Consider the following 16,978-nt stretch of genomic DNA (forward strand, 5'->3'; position numbering starts at 1 on the left):
CGCTTACCCCTCGCTGGTAATCCGCTGAATCAAGGCCCCCAGCACATCCTCCGCCATCGCGTTGTCCACCTGGCAGGTCCCCGCGTTCTCATGCCCGCCGCCGCCGTATTCGAGCATCAGCGCGCCGATGTTGGTCTTCGAGCTCCGGTTCAGGATCGACTTGCCGGTCGCGAACACGGTGTTCTGGTTCTTCAGGCCCCATAGCACGTGGATCGAGATGTTGGTCTCCGGGAACAGCGCATAGATGATGAAGCGGTTGCCGGCGTAGATGGTCGCCTCATTGCGCAGGTCGAGCACGACCAGGTTGCCGTGCACGCGCGCGCAGCGGCGGATCTGTTCCTTGCAGAGGTTGGCATGTTCCAAGTACAGCCTGGTGCGCTCCTGCACATCGGGCAGCGCCATGATGCTGTCGATCGAATGCCGGCGGCAGGCCTCGATCAGTTCCATCATGAGCTGGTAATTCGAGATGCGGAAATCGCGGAAGCGGCCGAGACCGGTGCGCGCATCCATCAGGAAGTTTAGCAGGTTCCAGCCGGCCGGCTCGAGCACCTCTTCGCGCGAGAAGCGGGCGCTGTCGCCCTTGTCAACGGCGGCCATCATGTCGAGCCAGGCGGCCGGGAAGGTTTTTTCGCCGCCGTAGTAATCCCAGACCACGCGCGCGGCCGAGGGCGCATCGGGATGAATCACGTGGTTCTCGCGCACGCCGCGGTTGCGGATGGTTTCGGACAGGTGGTGATCGAAAGCCAGGTGGGCGCCGGCCACGTACGGCAGGTTGGTCGTGATGTCGCGCTTGGTGATCGCGATCTTCCCGTCCTGCATGTCTTTCGGGTGGACGAACAGGATATCGTCGATGAGGTTCAGGTGCTTGAGCAGGACTGCGCAAACCAGTCCATCGAAGTCGCTGCGGGTAACGAGGCGATATTGTGCTGGAACGGCGGACATCGGCAAATCCTTTCGTCGAATGGTTGACTGTGGAAGCTGAGCTCGTTTTTCATCATACCGCGCAATGTTTCCTGTTGTTAGTTTTTAGGCCCGGTTTTTTGCTGGATGGTGCCAAGGGCGGCGCCGGCCCTGGCGCCCCCTTTTGCATTCCACGCCCCGCATCGTGCAGGCTGTCGCAAAGCGCGTGCCAGCCGCGGGGCGCCGGTGTAAAGTTGCAACATTCCAACAATCCGGAAACCGCCCTGTGTCCTTTGAACAAGACAAACCGGCACCGGATAGCGGGGACGCGGTACACTCGCTCCCGCCTACGAATCGATCGACAAGAACAGACATGCAAGCGCGCAGCTCCTCCCACCACTATTTTTCCGGCATCCTGTCGTCGCTCTACCGCGCCTTCGATGCCGTTGCGACCTGGGTGACCCAGCTATCGTGGTGGAAATTTTTCCTGTTTGCCGCCCTGACCCTGATCGCCGGCGCCATCCTGCAGGAAGAACTGTTTTCCGGTGGCGAAGCCGAGATCGCCGCCGCCGAGCGCGCCGCGCGCAAGGACCAGGTCAGCATCGTCATCGACGACAGCGGCATCCGTTTTAATCCACGCAACAAACCGAAGCCCGGCAGTCCCGCCGCGCCCGCCGCGCCGGAGGACGCCGCACCCGCTGCGCCGGCTGCCCCCGCCGCACCGGCTGCCCCTGCCGCCCCGGCGGCGCCTGACCTGGCCTTGCCCAAGGGAGCCAATCCCGGCAGCGAAGCGGTCCACATCGAGCTGCCGCCGCAGATTGCGGAAGAATTGTCGGTGGCGATCGAAGGAGCGGTCGACGATGCGGCCGAGGCGAAAGTGTCGCGTTATCACAAGCAGGCCTCGACCTGGTTCAACAGCTTCGTGTTCCTGCTGGTGCTGGCCCTGTTCGGCATCAAGGCCCTGATGGGCGGCAAGAAGCGCGCGGAGCTGCAAACCCAGTCGGCGAATGCCGCCGCCGAACGCGAATCGATGCAGCGCCAACTGTCGGAAACGAAGATGCAGATGATGCAGGCGCAGGTGGAACCGCACTTCCTGTTCAACACGCTCGCTTCCGTCGAACACCTGATCGAGACCAATCCGCCGCGCGCCTCGGCCATGCAGCGCAGCCTGATCCTCTACCTGCGCGCCGTGCTGCCGCAAATGCGTGACAACAACCTGGTCACCAACCTGGGCCGCGAAGTCGACATGGTGACGGCCTACCTCGACCTGCTGAAAATGCGCATGGAAGAACGCCTGACGGTGGACATGAACATCCCCGACGGCCTGCGCAGCGCCGCCTTCCCGCCGATGATGCTGCAGTCCATGGTCGAGAATGCGATCAAGCACGGCCTCGAATGCAAGCCCGAGGGCGGCACCCTGAAGATCGTGGCCGATGTGGCCGACAGTAAATTGCGCGTCACCGTCACCGACGACGGCGTCGGTTTCGGCGTGGTGCCGAGCACCGGCACCGGCCTGGGCCTGCCGACCATCCGCGAGCGCCTGCGCCTGCTGCACGGCGAGGCTGGCCAGCTGCACATCGCCGCCAACAGCCCGAGCGGCGTGATCGCGATGGTCGAAGTGCCGTATCAGGTCTCCCGCTGAGTGCGCTCATGCGTGCAGGCGCCACCGCCGGCCTTGCCTGCGACGCTGTTTTCTTGAATAATTGTCAAACTCTTTTTCCGCCAGGACCCCGCCATGCCGACCGCGATTATTGCCGATGACGAAAGACTGATGCGCGACCAGTTGCGCATGCGCCTGGAACAGGTCTGGCCGGAACTGGAGATCGTCGGCGAAGCGAAGAACGGCGAAGAAGCGGTCGAACTGGTCGGCCAGTGCAAGCCGGATTTCACCTTCCTCGACATCCGCATGCCCGGCAAGACCGGCATGGAAGCGGCGCGCGAGATCGGCGACCGCAGCCAGATCGTATTCGTCACCGCCTACGACCAGTACGCGGTCGAAGCCTTCGAGCGCGGCGCCGTCGACTACGTGCTCAAGCCCTCGGAGCCGGAGCGCCTGAAGGTAACGGTCGAGCGCCTGAAGGCGCGCCTGGACAAGCCGGGCAGCGTCGTCAACGACAGCGTCACCGCGATGCTGTCGCAACTGGCCGAAAAGATCGCGGCACCGAAACCGAAACACCTGCAATGGATCCAGGCCAGCATCGGCCAGGACCTGCGCATGATCCCGGTCGAGGACATCCTGTTCTTCCGTTCGGACGAGAAATATACCTGCGTGCAGACCGCGGGCTTCGAAGCCCTGATCCGCAAACCCGTGCGCGACCTGGCCGAGGAGCTCGACCCTGCCCTGTTCTGGCAGATCCACCGCGCGACGCTGGTGAACGTCAACGCGATCGAAGGCGTGACGCGCGATATCCGCGGGCGCCACCTGGTGCTCGTGAAGGGGCGTCCGGAGAAGCTGGAAGTGAGCCGGAGCTTCTTGCATCTGTTCAAGCAGATGTAACGTTGCCGCTTCTGTGTAGGCTTCGTTTGGGGAAAGACACAGCCAACACGATGCAAGCATCACGCGCGGGCATGCCCGCCCTACGCCCTGCTTGTGCCTGCTCAACCGTATCGGGCTGTCCGCGCCGTATCGTAGGGTTTGGTCCGCGCACGCGGACATTACCGCAGGCATACCCACATGAAACAACAGCGCAGTGCGCGCCCGCGCGGGCGCGGCCTGGCGATGTTCGCGCTCGGCTTGCTTGGCGGCCGCCTGCTGAGCCTGTTCGACGCCGATGGCGGCAGCGACGCGCCGGCCTACCACAGCCGGCGCATCGTCCACAACGTCAACGAAGCGATCATCGCGGCCGACGAGACCAGCTGCATCGTGCTGGCCAACCCGGCTGCCGCCGCCATGTTCGGGGTGACGGCAAGGCAGATGCAGGGCCGATCACTGGCGGACTTCATCCAGGCGCCGGGGCTTGATGACGCCGCCCCGACCGAGTATTTCCATGCAGACGGCCGCGCCGGGCGGCGCGCCACCGACTATGCCGGCACCGGCCTGCGCGCGAATGGCGAGACCTTCGCGATCGAGGGCTCGATCGTGGACAGCCTGCAGGACGGGCGCACCGTGTACACCATCGTCCTGCGCGACGTCTCCGAGCGCCAGCGCGTGCAGCGCAAGCTGGCCCGCTCGCACGACCAGCTGCGCCAGCTTTCGAGCGCCCTGCAGACCATCCGCGAGGAAGAGCGCACCCACATCGCGCGCGAGCTGCACGACGACCTCGGCCAGCTGCTGGCTTCGCTGCGCATGGACCTGACCCTGCTGCGCGAGGTCTGCGGCGCCGCGCCCAGCTCGGCGCGCCTGATCGACGGCATGGACGGCAACCTGCTCACGGCGATCACCTCGCTGCGCCGCATCGCCACCAACCTGCGGCCGCGCGCGCTGGACGAAGGCGGCCTGTTCTTCGCCCTGCAGGGCTTGCGCGAGGATTTCGTCCAGCGCCACGGCATCGCCTGCGAACTGCTGGCCGAGGAAGCCGAGCTGCGCCTGGACGACCAGGCCAGCACGGCGATCTTCCGCATCGTCCAGGAGGCGCTGACCAACATCGCGCGCCATGCGCAGGCCAAGCTGGTGACGCTGACCTTGTACCGTGTTAACGGCGAACTCCTGATCACGATCCGCGACGACGGTCGCGGCATCCGCGAGGAAGACATGGAAAAGGCGGAGTCGCTGGGCCTGGTGGGCATGCGCGAACGGGTCTGGGGCCTGAAAGGCGAGATCACGATCAGCGCCGACGAGCCGCCCGGCACGCGGATCGACATCGTCGTGCCGCTGAGGGGTCACACCGTCTGAACAGGCTGTTGCGAAATATCAACCTGTCATCAAGCAGAAATATTGCACCGATAAGATGCGCTGGACCTTGAGTTTGCCAAAAGGCCAACTCAATCCTTCACCCTTATTGGAGATCTTCATGCAATACAAAGCCCTGGCCGCTGCGCTGATCACGACCCTTCCGCTGTTCGCGCATGCGCAGACCAACGTCACCGTCTACGGCATCATGGACGCGGCCGTCGCCATCGAGGACACCGACGCACCGGGCGAAAAGCGCCGCACCGTCGTCAGCTCGGGTAACCAGTCGAGCAGCCGCCTGGGCTTCCGCGGCACCGAAGATCTGGGCAATGGCCTGAAGGCGATCTTCAACATCGAAGCCGGCGTCGCCCTCGACACCGGCGCCGCCGACTCGTCGCTGTTCGGCCGCCGCGCGGTGGTCGGCCTGCAAGGCAACTTCGGCCAGCTGACCGTGGGCCGCGAATACAGCCCGATCGCCTCGATCGCCGCCGCCACCGACGCGCTCGGCCAGGGCTTCTACGGCAGCAACCTGTCGGCCTTCACCACCAACCGCCTGACCCGCCGCCTGTCGAACTCGGTCAACTTCAAGAGCAACCCGATGTCGGGCTTCAGCGTGCTGGCCGCTTACTCGGCCGGCGAGCGTAGCACCGAAGGCCCGAACGGCGACCTGCTGGGCGTGGCGCTGGAATACGCGAACGGTCCGTTCTACGTCGGCGCTGGCTACCACCAGCTCGAGCGCGTGGCGGCTGAAGACGACAAGGAAGTCGCATTCGGCGCCGGCTACAAGTTCGGCGCCTTCGACCTGAAGGCGAACTATCTGTCTGCCGACCAGGCGGGCGCGAACAACAAGTTCGAGCAGATCAACCTGGGCGGCGTCTACACCATGGGTTCGAACAAGTTCTTCGTCAACCTGCAGCGCAACGAAATCGAAAACGGCGCCCGCGGCAACGCCTGGTCCCTGGCCTACAGCTACGCGCTGTCGAAGCGCACCAACCTGTACACCGCCTACGGCTCGATGCGCAACAACGAGCGCGGCGTGTTCGGCCTGAATTCCTCGTCGAACAACGTGACGCCGGTGGCGACCGCGCTGGGTGCGGATCCGACGGCATTCACGGTCGGCGTGCGTCACGCGTTCTGATTGATGTAGCCTGAAACGAAAAACGCGCGTGAATCACGCGCGTTTTTCATGGGGCCGACGCTTATTTCAAGCGACAGGTCAGGATCCAGAAAAACTCGACCCGCTCGATCTTGATCTCCTTGCCCACATTCCCCACCCGCTTGCGCAGCGCGCTATCGGACTGGTAACTCTTCGGCACCTCGAAGCGCTCGCCTTCGGCCGTGGTCAGGATTTCGTAGGTGGTCCCGTCCGCATCCGTGCGCGCGATGGTCTCGCTGAAGCCCTCGACGAAGGAATCGTCCAGGATCACCAGCAGCACGTCCTTGCCCAGGCGTTTCTTGAGTGTCGCCAGCAGCTGCTCCTGTTCCTTCTTGTTCAGGTGCGACCACAGGAAGCTGACCAGCACGGCCGTGAATTTACCGATGTCCTCCGGCAGGTCCAGCGCATCGGCCACGCGGAAGTTCACTTTCCCTTCCGGCATGCCGCGCTCGCGGGCCAGGTCGACCAGGTTGGCGTTGATGTCGAGCGCCGTCACGGATGCGGCCGACTCGGCCACCACTTCGGTCCAGAACCCGCTGCCGCAGCCCAGTTCCAGCACCGTGTGCCCGGCCAGCAGGTTGCCGAGGTGGATGCTCATGTCGTCGATGTCTTCGTCCATGTCCGGCTCGAGGTATTTGTCCTCGACCGCTTCACCCAGCAGGGCGTAATATTTTGCTACTTGCTGATTGCTCATTTTGTACTCTTACAACTCATAGTTTTCGCCGCCGCGCATCGCGGCTTCGACCATCTTGCGGCTCAGGCTAGGCGCCAGCAACTCGATGAAGGTATAGATATAACTGCGCAGGTAGGCGCCCTGCTTCACCGCCACCCGCGACACGTTCATTCCGAACAAATGACCAACGGGAATCGCGCGCAGGTTGCGGTCGCGCTCGGGATCAAAGGCCATGCCGGCGATGATGCCCACGCCCATGCCCAGCTCGACATAGGTCTTGATGACGTCGGCGTCGATCGCCTCCAGCAGCACGTCCGGCTTCAGCTCGCGCAGGGTGAAGGCGTGGTCGATCTTGCTGCGGCCGGCAAAGGCGGCATCGTAGGTGATCAGCGGATAGCCGGCAATTTCCTCCAGCGAGACCGCCTTCGAGCGCAGCAGCTCGTGCTCGGGCGGCACTACCAGCACGTGTTCCCACTGGTAGCAGGGCAAAGTCACCAGGCCGTCGATGGCCGCGATCGCTTCAGTGGCAATCGCCAGGTCGGCCTGGCCGGTCTTGACCATGTCGGCGATCTGCTTCGGATTGCCTTGCAATAAAGACAAGCGCACTTTCGGGAACTTCTGCATGAAGGCCTGCACCACTTTCGGCAGCATGTAGCGCGCCTGGGTGTGCGTGGTGGCGATCGTAAAACTGCCGCTGTCGTGGGCCGCGTATTCCTTGCCGATTCGTTTCAGGCTTTCGATTTCCTGCATGATCAGCTCGACCGACTCCAGCACCAGCCGGCCCGGCTCGGTCAGCCCGCGGATGCGCTTGCCGTGGCGGGTGAAGATGTCGACGCCCAGCTCTTCCTCGAGCTCGATGATGGCTTTCGACACCCCGGGTTGCGAGGTGAACAAGGCCTTGGCCGCATCGGTCAGGTTGTAGTTCTGGCGCACGGCTTCGCGGACGAAGCGCAATTGATGAAGGTTCATTCCTGTTGTTTTTAAGTTTGTGAAAACGCCAGCCGCTATTTTATGCGAATGCTTATGCCCCTACCGTATATAAGCAAATAAATTGTCAGTCGTTTGGAATATAGCTCATTGCCCTTACCATTCCATCCAGCCTAAAGGGTTTATAACGCCCGCTTCCATCAGGGAAACTCATGTACCGTTACGACCAATATGACCACCTCATCATCCGCGAGCGCATTGCGCAGTACCGCGACCAGGTTGCGCGCCGCCTGAACGATGAGCTGACCGAAGAAGAATTCCTGCCGCTGCGCCTGCAGAACGGCCTGTACATGCAGCGCCACGCCTACATGCTGCGCGTCGCTGTGCCCTACGGCTTGTTGTCGACTGCCCAGATGCGCATGTTCGCCCATATTGCGCGCAAGTACGACCGCGGCTACGGCCACTTCACGACGCGCCAGAACATCCAGTACAACTGGATCGAGCTGGAGCAGACCCCGGACATCCTGACCGACCTGGCCTCGGTGGAAATGCACGCCATCCAGACCTCGGGCAATTGCATCCGCAATATTACGACCGACGAGTTCGCCGGCGTCGCGGCCGACGAGATCATGGATCCGCGTCCTTTCGCCGAGATCCTGCGCCAGTGGAGCACCTTCCACCCCGAATTCATCGCCCTGCCCCGCAAGTTCAAGGTCGCGATCAATGGCGCCGTGGAAGACCGCGCCGCGATCGCGATCCACGACATCGGCCTGACCCTGGTCAAGAACGAAAATGGCGAAGTCGGCTTCAAGTTCATGGCTGGCGGCGGCATGGGCCGTACGCCTATTCTCGGCAGCGTGATCCGCGAATTCCTGCCTTGGCAGCACCTGCTCACTTACACCGAAGCCGTGATGCGCGTGTACAACTCGTACGGCCGCCGCGACAACAAGTACAAGGCCCGCATCAAGATCCTGCTGAAGGCCCTGGGCGTCGAGGAATTCTCGCGCATGGTCGAAGAGGAATGGCAAGACCTGAAGGACGGTCCGGAAACCCTGAGCCAGGAAGAGTACGACCGCGTCGCCGCCTATTTCGAGGCGCCTGCCTACGCCACCCTCGAAGACAGCGACCCGCTGCTGGCGCACCCGGACAACAAGGCATTCGCCAACTGGCTCCACCGCAACGTCAAGCCGCACAAGGTGCCGGGTTATGCGTCGGTCGTGCTGTCGCTGAAGAAAACCGGCGTGCCGCCGGGCGATGCCACCGCCGAGCAGATGGACTTCGTGGCCGACCTCGCTGACAAATTCAGCTTCGGCGAACTGCGCGTGACCCACGAGCAGAACCTGGTGCTGGCGGACGTGAAGCAATCAAGCCTGTTCGAAGTCTGGCAGCTGGCCAAATCGAAGGGCCTGGCGACGCCGAACATCGGCCTGCTGACCGACATCATTTCCTGCCCGGGCGGCGATTTCTGCTCGCTGGCGAATGCGAAGTCGATCCCGATCGCAGCGGCCATTGCCGAGCGTTTCGACAACCTCGACTTCCAGCACGACATCGGCGACATCGAACTGAACATCTCGGGCTGCATCAATGCCTGCGGCCACCACCACGTCGGCTCCATTGGCGTGCTCGGCGTCGACAAGGACGGCAGCGAGTGGTACCAGGTCTCGATCGGCGGCGCCCAGGGCAACAATGCGGCAATCGGCAAGATCATCGGCCCGTCGTTCGCCGGCTGGCAGATGCCGGAAGTGGTCGGCCGCCTGCTCGAAGTCTATGTGCAGAACCGTTTCGAAGGCGAACGCTTCGCCGACACGGCGCAGCGCCTCGGCATCGCGCCATTCAAGGAACACGTGTATGCCACGCCGATCGCGGCGGGCGAACTGGTTGGGGAAGACCATGCTTGAAGTAGTCCATGAACAGATCATCCGCGGCCGCGAAGTCGTGGCCGACGACTGGCGCGTGCTGCGCCTCGAAGAAAACGAGGCGCCTGAGAGCGTGGTCGTCCCTGAAGGCAAGGTCATCGTCCCGCTGACGGTCTGGCTGGCGCAGAAAGAGAGCCTCATCAACCGCGCCGAGCTGGGCGTATGGCTGGCCGCGGACGAACGTTTCGAAACCCTGAAGGGCGAATCGGACCGTTTCGCCGTCATCGCCGTGGACTTCCCGAAGTTCAGCGACGGCCGCGGCTATTCGATCGCCTACAACGTGCGCAAACGCCTCGGCTACACCGGCGAGCTGCGCGCCATCGGCGACGTGCTGCGCGATCAATTGTTCTCGATGTCGCGCGTGGGCTTCAACGCTTATGCAACGCGCCAGGACCGTTCGATCCACGACGCACTGAAGGGCCTGACCGTGTTTTCCGAAACCTACCAGGCCTCGGTCGACCAGCCGCTGCCGCTGTTCCGCCGCAAGGAACGCGACGTGCCGCTCGAGCACAGCGACGCCGGCGCAGGTATTTGAAAGAATCAAGCATGAGCGACCTCGCCATCCGCGTCCGTGAGACCGAAGCCATCCTGGCGCGCATCGCAGCCGAGTTTTCGCCGGCCGTGTTCGCGTCCAGCCTAGCCGCCGAAGACATGGTGCTGACCGACCTGATCCTGAAGGCGAAGCTGCCGATCGGCATCTTCTCGCTGGAGACCGGCCGCCTGCACAAGGAAACCCTGGCCGTGCTGGACGCGGTCAAGGAACACTACGGCTACGACATCGCCCTGTTCCGTCCGCAGACCGAAGCGGTCGACGCCTATGTCGCGCAGAACGGCCTGAACGCCTTCTACGACAGCATCGAGATGCGCCGCGAATGCTGCCGCATCCGCAAGGTCGAACCTTTGGGGCGCGCCCTGCTCGGCAACAAGGCATGGATTACCGGCCAGCGCCGCGCCCAGTCGGCGACGCGTTCCGACCTGCGCGTCGAGGAAGACGATCCGGCCCACATGATGACCAAGTTCAATCCGCTGGCCGACTGGTCGGAGGAAAACGTCTGGGAATACATCCGCGCCAACAGCGTTCCGTACAACGCCCTGCACGACCGTGGCTACCCCTCGATCGGCTGCGAACCCTGCACCCGCGCTATCCAGCCGGGCGAGGACGTGCGCGCCGGGCGCTGGTGGTGGGAAAACCCGGAATCGAAGGAATGCGGCCTGCACGTGGTCGACGGCAAACTCATTCGCATTAAATCCGTAGCCGCCTGAGCTACATACTGAACACAAGGCAACTCATGACGACCCTCCTGGACAACGCCGGCATCCTTGCCACCGTCAATGCGCGCCACCTGGACGCGCTCGAATCGGAAGCGATCCACATCCTGCGCGAAGTGGCGGCCGAATGCACGAATCCCGCCCTGCTGTTCTCGGGCGGCAAGGATTCCGTCGTGCTGCTGCGCCTGGCCGAAAAGGCTTTCCGCCCAGGCAAATTCCCATTCCCACTGGTGCACATCGATACCGGCCATAACTTCGACGAAGTGATCGCCTTCCGCGACGCCCGCGTGGCGGAACTAGGCGAGCGCCTGATCGTCGGCTCGGTCGAGGAATCGATCAAGAAGGGCACGGTGCGCCTGCGCAATCCGCAGACCGACTCGCGCAACGCGGCCCAGGCCGTGACGCTGCTGGAAACGATCGCCGAACACGGCTTCGACGCCTGCATCGGCGGCGCCCGCCGCGACGAGGAAAAGGCGCGTGCCAAAGAGCGCATCTTCTCCTTCCGCGACGAATTCGGCCAGTGGGACCCAAAGGCCCAGCGCCCGGAACTGTGGGACTTGTATAACACCCGCGTCCATCCGGGCGAAAACATGCGCGTCTTCCCGATCTCGAACTGGACGGAACTCGACGTCTGGCAGTACATCGCCCGCGAACAGCTGGCCCTGCCGTCGATCTACTTCGCGCACCAGCGTGAAGTCATTCCGCGCAACGGCCTGCTGGTGCCGCTGACCCCGCTGACTCCGGCGAAGGAAGGCGAGACCGTCGAAACCCAGACCGTGCGCTTCCGTACCGTTGGCGACATCTCGTGCACCTGCCCGGTGTCTTCCAACGCCTCCTCGGTCGAAGCCATCATCGCCGAGACGGCCGTGACCCAGGTGACCGAACGCGGCGCCACCCGGATGGACGACCAGACCTCGGAAGCCTCGATGGAAAAACGCAAGAAGCAAGGATATTTCTGATGAACGCCCGCATGGAAACCGGTATGGAAAATTTGACCCAACACAGCCTGCTGCGCTTCATCACCGCCGGCTCCGTCGACGACGGCAAAAGCACCCTGATCGGCCGCCTGCTGTATGACAGCAAGGGCATCTTCGCGGACCAACTGGCCGCCGTCTCGCGCTCCAAGCACAAGCGCACCGTGGGCGACACGATCGACCTGTCGCTGCTGACCGACGGCCTGGAAGCCGAGCGCGAGCAAGGCATCACGATCGACGTGGCCTACCGCTATTTCGCCACGCCGAAGCGCAAGTTCATCATCGCCGACACCCCGGGCCACGAGCAATACACCCGCAACATGGTCACCGGCGCCTCGACCGCGGACGCCGTGATCATCCTGGTCGACGTCTCGAAGGTCAAACTCCGTGAAGACGGCGGCGTGGACCTGCTGATCCAGACCAAGCGCCACTCGACTATCGCCAAGCTGCTGCAGATCGAGCACGTGATCGTGGCCGTCAACAAGATGGACCTGGTGAACTACGACCAGTCCGTGTACGAGCGCATCGTCGCCGCCTACCAGGAATTCGCGAATTCGCTGGGCCTGAAGGACGTCACCGCGATCCCGCTGTCGGCGCTGGCCGGCGACAACGTGGTGGACGCCTCGACCAACATGGACTGGTACACCGGCCCGACCCTGATCGAGCTGCTGGAATCGCTTTCGGTCTACGACGAAGCCCACGATGCGCCTTTCCGCTTCCCGGTGCAGCTGGTGGCCCGCCACAACGGCCACGAAGCGAACGACTTCCGCGGCTACATGGGCCGCATCGAGTCCGGACGGGTAGCGGTCGGCGACAAGCTGGTGGTGCAGCCCTCGAACCAGAGCGCGACGGTCAAGGACATCCTGACCTTCGACGGTAGCTTGCCGTCGGCCAGCGCCGGCCAGTCGGTCACGCTGCTGCTGGAGGAATACCTGGACATCTCGCGCGGCGACACGCTGGCCGGTGCCGAGGCACCGGCCAGCTTGCTGAAGCAGGTCGTGGCGGATGTGTGCTGGATGTCGGACGAGCCGCTGGATGTGCGCCGCAAGTACTGGATCAAGCACGGCACGCGCCAGACGGCGGCCAAGGTGACCAAGGTCGATTCCATCCTCGACATCAACACCCAGCAACGGCACGATGCAGAGGGTTTGAAGCTGAACGACATTGCACGCATCAATCTCAACGTGCAGCAGCCGCTGGCGGCCGACGCCTACAGCGACATCCGCGCCACCGGCGCCTTCATCCTGATCGACGAAGTGACGCACCAGACCGTTGCTGCGGGTATGATTCGTTTAGGCGAATAAACGAATGGAGCGGCGCATGGTCAGGAAGGGCAAGGTGTATCTGATTGGCGCCGGCCCTGGCGCCGCCGACCTGATCACCGTGCGTGGCGCACGCCTGCTGGCGCAAGCCGACGTCGTGCTCTACGACGCACTGGTGACGCCAGAGATGCTGGAACTGTGCAGCCAGGCCGAGCTGATTTCGGTCGGCAAGCGCTCGGGCCAGCGTTCCACCGCCCAGGATGCGATCAACGCCCTGTTGGTCGACTGCGCCTTCAAGTTCAAGACCATCGTCCGCTTGAAAGGCGGCGACCCGATGCTGTTCGGGCGCGCCGACGAGGAGTTGCGCGCGCTCGAAGCCGAGGGGATCGAGGTCGAGGTCGTTCCCGGCATCACCACCGCGGTGGCGGCCGCCGCCGCCACCAAGCAACCGCTCACCAAGCGCGGCGTGGCCCGCAGCGTCGCCTTCTTCACCTCGAGCACCGGCCCCGACCAGCCGGAACACCCCGCCCTGCCCCACACCGACACCATGGTCCAGTACATGGGCGGACGCGAAGCCGCGGCCACCGCCGAGCGCCTGCTGGCGCAGGGACGGCGTGCCGACACGCCGGTGGTGGTGGTGGAAAACTGCAGCCGGGTCGACGAGCGCATCCTGCGCCTGACGCTGGCGGATCTTGCCGGCGGCCTCGAAGCCGCACACGGTCCGGTACTGGTGATGATTGGCGAGGCGCTACGCCTGCGCGAACATCAGCCGGCGCTTGGTACGCTGCTGCAGGCAGCAAGCGCTTGAATCCTCTTCAGCCCGGCCAACGTCCGTCGTATTCCTCGATCTGACCGAGTAAGAGGTCGGCCGCTGCATGCGTGTCGGCATTCACCCGGTTCAAACGCGCGATCGCCGCTTCCAGCCTTGCCCCGGCACGCCCCGCGCATTCCTGGCTGTGCCAGCGCGCCATGTCGCGCCGCATCGCGTTCAAATCGTCCTTCAGTTCGCCCAGCATGCGCCGCAGGCTGCGGTCGGCGTCCACCAGGCCGGGGATGCTGCCCGCATGCAGGCGGTTCGACAGCGTCGTGATCTTGATGCGCAGTTGCGTCACCCGGCGCGCGGTGGCGTCGATGTGGCGTGCGCAGCGTAGCTGCGCGAACAGGCCGCCCGGCAGGCGCACGCCCTCCCACAGCGCTGCCTGGCCTGGGCGCGGGCGCAGGAACATGGCGACGATCTGTTTGAAAAAGGATGGGAGCATGGGAAGCGCGTGAATGGATGGAAACGCGACAGGAGAAGCCCACGCAGTGTGGGCGGGTTCCGAGGGACTGTCAAACCGGAAGGCGGTGCGCGCATCTGATGTACAACAAGGGGGCGCATGCTTGCACCCGATTGTTGGCAGGGCTTTATCGAAACCAGGCCCAGCGCCAAAACCGGAGCGCTTCCAGCGCATTCTGAAAGCTTCGGGTAAGCTCCTCCAACATGTCGTTTCGACACTCCACCCTGTTACGAGGAGAATTGAATGAGCGAATCATCGAACTACGTACCGCCGAAGGTCTGGACCCCGCCCGCGTCCAACGGCGGCACCTTTGCCAACATCAACCGCCCCGTCGCCGGCCCGACCCACGAGCAGGCCCTGCCCGTGGGCGAGCACCCGCTGCAGCTGTATTCGCTGGCCACGCCGAACGGCGTGAAGGTGACGATCATGCTGGAAGAGTTGCTGGCCGCCGGGCACCAAGGTGCCGAGTACGATGCCTGGCTGATCAAGATCAACGAGGGCATGCAGTTCTCGAGCGGCTTCGTCGAGGTGAACCCGAACTCGAAGATCCCGGCCCTAATGGACCGCAGCGCAGCGGAGCCGGTGCGCGTGTTCGAATCCGGCTCGATCCTGGTCTACCTGGCCGAGAAGTTCGGCGCCTTCCTGCCGAAGGACGTACCGGCCCGCACCGAGACCCTGAACTGGCTGTTCTGGCAGATGGGTTCGGCGCCTTTCCTGGGCGGCGGCTTCGGCCACTTCTTCGCCTACGCGCCGGAGAAATACCAGTACCCGATCGACCGCTACGCGATGGAAGTCAAGCGCCAGCTCGACGTCCTGGACCGCCAGCTGGCGAACACTCGCTTCGTCGCAGGCAATGAGTACACGATTGCCGACATGGCGATCTGGCCCTGGTACGGTGGCCTGGTACGCGGCGAGCTGTATGGCGCGGGCGAGTTCCTGTCGGTGCACGAGTACGAGCACGTGCGGCGCTGGGCGGAAGAAGTCTATGCGCGGCCGGCCGTGAAGCGCGGGCGCCGGGTGAACCGGGTGTTTGGAGATCCGGAAACGCAGCTGCCGGAGCGGCACTCGGCGGCGGATCTGGACTGATTTTGATGTTGAAGCGGCGCGTAGCTCCAAGGATGCGCGCACGCCGCTGACGTAGGGTGGACTCCCGAGTCCACGCGTTTGCAACGGTTGAAAAGCCGTGGACTCGGGAGTCCACCCTACGTATCGCAGCTATTCGGAGGAGGCGACTGACTTGACACAATAGTCCGTCATTGCCGCCAGCACCCCGGGATCTTCGCCGACCGCGCCGGTAACGTTGACGCGCAGGCCAGGATGCGCAGCCCGCAATCCGTCGGCCAGCAGCGGCAAATCGCGCAGCAAGTGCCCACCCTGCCCCAGGAACACCGGCACCACCGTTACTTCCTCGACGCCCTCGGCCACCAGTTCGGCCACTGCCTCCGGCAACCTCGGCTCCATCAACTCCAGAAACGCCAGCCGCACCGCGCAATCCGGCAGCCGCGCCGCCGTCAGGTCGCGCAGCCGTTCGAAAGGCGCGGCCCAGGACGCGGCACGCGCGCCGTGGGCGAACAGGACCAGGGCGCGCTTCATCAATGTCTCTCCACCCACCGCAAGGCCCCGATGGCCAGCAGCAGGAACAGCAGGCTCGGGGCCACCGCCGTGAAGAAGGCCGGCCAGGTCGAGAGCAGGCCGAGGTGCGAGAACAGCGAATTGATCAGGATGAAGCCGACGCCGATCATGATGCCGATGAAGATCTTCAGGCTGACACCGCCGCTGCGGGTGTGCAGGTAGGCGAAAGGCAGCGCCAGCGCCATCAGGACAAAAATCGCCAGCGGGTCGACGATCTTCTTCCAGAAGGCGATGCGGAAGCGTTCGCTTTCCTGGCGGTTCTCGGCCAGGTGGCGCGAGTACACGGCCAGCTCGTTGGCCGACATGCGCTCCGGGTCGCGGCGCGAGACCTGCAGGATCTTGGGCGTGATTTCCGAGACCAGGTCGAGGCTCGGGATCTTGCGGGTGGCGACCGCGCTGGTCTCCTGGCCGTAGGTGCTCTGGATGCTCTGGCCCTGTGGTACCGGCGCGCCCGGGTCGGCCAGCACGCGGCTGTTCGAGAACTGGGTTTCGCTGACGTCCTGCAGGCGCCAGGTGCCGTTGCCGAGGAAGGTCGCGCTCTTGGCCGTGATCAGGGCGCGCATGCGCATCGCATTGTCGAATTCGTAGAGGCGCACGTCGATCAGCTGGCCGTCCGGGCGGATCTGGCGCGCATTGAAGAAGCGCGAGCCGACAATCGCGCCGCGGGTGCCGTTCTGGCCTGCGGCGTGCACGTTATCCTTGGTCCACATCCCCGAGCGGAATTCCGAGGCGAGCGTGGAGCCCTTGGCCGACAGGCGCACCTTTTCCGCCAGCGGCGCGGTGCGCGGCGTGATCAGTTCGCCGAAGATGAAGGTGACGACGACGAACACGATGCCGATCTTGAAGAGCATCCAGCCGGCCATCCGGGTCGACATCGAGGCGGCACGCATGATCGTGAATTCCGAGCTTTGCGCGAACTGCGCCATCGCGTAAATGGTGCCGATCAGGGCCGCCACCGGCATCACCTCATAGACGTGCCCCGGCAGCATCAGCGCCACGTAGAGCAGCGCGTGCTGGAACATGTAGTCGCCCTTGCCGACCGAGGGCAGCTCGGAGGTCAGGTCCATGAAGGCGATCAGCCCGAGGAAGGCGAACAGCACGAAGACGACCGCCTGCGTGATGTTGATCGCAAAATAGCGTTGTAACACTCTCATACCGGTACT

The 16,978-nt window shown here is 64.0% G+C and carries 17 protein-coding genes; 11 read left to right on the top strand and 6 right to left on the bottom strand.

What is annotated here, in order from left to right; translation table 11 throughout:
• Positions 1-3: 3 nt before the first annotated feature.
• On the bottom strand, positions 4-942 hold the full coding sequence (locus C2862_RS06955; protein ID WP_136219400.1) for an exopolyphosphatase: 939 nt from the start codon (positions 940-942) through the stop codon (positions 4-6).
• 331 nt (positions 943-1,273) lie between these two features.
• On the opposite strand from C2862_RS06955, the gene C2862_RS06960 reads away from it, so the two are divergent.
• The 4 genes from C2862_RS06960 (at position 1,274) to C2862_RS06975 (ending at position 5,867) form a co-directional block, all read left to right on the top strand.
• Positions 1,274-2,542: a sensor histidine kinase gene (locus tag C2862_RS06960; protein ID WP_136219401.1), complete on the top strand. Its 1,269-nt coding sequence runs from the start codon at positions 1,274-1,276 to the stop codon at positions 2,540-2,542.
• A 93-nt stretch (positions 2,543-2,635) separates the two neighbouring features.
• Positions 2,636-3,397 (top strand): LytTR family DNA-binding domain-containing protein, encoded by a 762-nt coding sequence (locus tag C2862_RS06965; protein WP_136219402.1) that lies wholly within the window; start codon positions 2,636-2,638, stop codon positions 3,395-3,397.
• Between the two features lie 177 nt (positions 3,398-3,574).
• Positions 3,575-4,732: a PAS domain-containing sensor histidine kinase gene (locus tag C2862_RS06970; protein ID WP_136219403.1), complete on the top strand. Its 1,158-nt coding sequence runs from the start codon at positions 3,575-3,577 to the stop codon at positions 4,730-4,732.
• Between the two features lie 118 nt (positions 4,733-4,850).
• A complete protein-coding gene (locus C2862_RS06975) occupies positions 4,851-5,867 on the top strand; it encodes a porin (protein ID WP_136219404.1) in 1,017 nt (338 codons plus the stop codon).
• A 61-nt stretch (positions 5,868-5,928) separates the two neighbouring features.
• Here the strand turns inward: C2862_RS06975 and C2862_RS06980 are convergent, their stop codons facing one another.
• Positions 5,929-6,579: a class I SAM-dependent methyltransferase gene (locus C2862_RS06980; protein ID WP_136219405.1), complete on the bottom strand. Its 651-nt coding sequence runs from the start codon at positions 6,577-6,579 to the stop codon at positions 5,929-5,931.
• A 9-nt stretch (positions 6,580-6,588) separates the two neighbouring features.
• Positions 6,589-7,527 carry a CysB family HTH-type transcriptional regulator gene (locus C2862_RS06985; protein ID WP_136219406.1) on the bottom strand — a complete coding sequence of 313 codons (939 nt, stop codon included), beginning with the start codon at positions 7,525-7,527 and terminating at the stop codon, positions 6,589-6,591.
• A gap of 170 nt (positions 7,528-7,697) precedes the next feature.
• Here C2862_RS06985 and C2862_RS06990 point away from each other — a divergent pair, with 170 nt between their 5' ends.
• From C2862_RS06990 to cobA, 6 genes are read left to right on the top strand one after another with little or no spacing between them, the layout of a single operon-like run.
• On the top strand, positions 7,698-9,383 hold the full coding sequence (locus tag C2862_RS06990; RefSeq protein WP_136219407.1) for a nitrite/sulfite reductase: 1,686 nt from the start codon (positions 7,698-7,700) through the stop codon (positions 9,381-9,383).
• Positions 9,376-9,936, top strand: a complete 561-nt coding sequence (locus C2862_RS06995) for a DUF934 domain-containing protein (protein WP_136219408.1) — start codon at positions 9,376-9,378, stop codon at positions 9,934-9,936. Before C2862_RS06990 ends, C2862_RS06995 begins: the two co-directional genes overlap by 8 nt.
• A gap of 11 nt (positions 9,937-9,947) precedes the next feature.
• Positions 9,948-10,664, top strand: coding sequence for a phosphoadenylyl-sulfate reductase (locus C2862_RS07000; RefSeq protein ID WP_136219409.1), 717 nt, complete (start codon positions 9,948-9,950; stop codon positions 10,662-10,664).
• Between the two features lie 26 nt (positions 10,665-10,690).
• A complete protein-coding gene (cysD, locus tag C2862_RS07005) occupies positions 10,691-11,629 on the top strand; it encodes a sulfate adenylyltransferase subunit CysD (protein ID WP_136219410.1) in 939 nt (312 codons plus the stop codon).
• Between the two features lie 23 nt (positions 11,630-11,652).
• Entirely contained in the window at positions 11,653-12,948 is a 1,296-nt protein-coding gene (locus tag C2862_RS07010) for a sulfate adenylyltransferase subunit 1 (protein WP_229467326.1), read from the top strand.
• Positions 12,949-12,964: 16 nt separating this feature from the next.
• Positions 12,965-13,714: a uroporphyrinogen-III C-methyltransferase gene (gene cobA / locus C2862_RS07015; protein ID WP_136219412.1), complete on the top strand. Its 750-nt coding sequence runs from the start codon at positions 12,965-12,967 to the stop codon at positions 13,712-13,714.
• 7 nt (positions 13,715-13,721) lie between these two features.
• Here the strand turns inward: cobA and C2862_RS07020 are convergent, their stop codons facing one another.
• Entirely contained in the window at positions 13,722-14,165 is a 444-nt protein-coding gene (locus C2862_RS07020) for a hypothetical protein (RefSeq protein WP_136219413.1), read from the bottom strand.
• A 261-nt stretch (positions 14,166-14,426) separates the two neighbouring features.
• On the opposite strand from C2862_RS07020, the gene yghU reads away from it, so the two are divergent.
• On the top strand, positions 14,427-15,269 hold the full coding sequence (yghU, locus tag C2862_RS07025; RefSeq protein WP_136219414.1) for a glutathione-dependent disulfide-bond oxidoreductase: 843 nt from the start codon (positions 14,427-14,429) through the stop codon (positions 15,267-15,269).
• Positions 15,270-15,398: 129 nt separating this feature from the next.
• Here yghU and C2862_RS07030 read toward each other — a convergent pair whose 3' ends face one another.
• Both C2862_RS07030 and lptG read right to left on the bottom strand, forming a co-directional pair.
• A complete protein-coding gene (locus tag C2862_RS07030) occupies positions 15,399-15,776 on the bottom strand; it encodes a sirohydrochlorin chelatase (protein ID WP_136219415.1) in 378 nt (125 codons plus the stop codon).
• A complete protein-coding gene (gene lptG, locus C2862_RS07035; RefSeq protein ID WP_136219416.1) occupies positions 15,776-16,969 on the bottom strand; it encodes an LPS export ABC transporter permease LptG in 1,194 nt (397 codons plus the stop codon). Before lptG ends, C2862_RS07030 begins: the two co-directional genes overlap by 1 nt.
• Positions 16,970-16,978: the final 9 nt, after the last annotated feature.

Origin of the sequence: Massilia sp. Mn16-1_5 (assembly GCF_004798585.1) — a bacterium.
GTDB lineage: Bacteria > Pseudomonadota > Gammaproteobacteria > Burkholderiales > Burkholderiaceae_D > Telluria.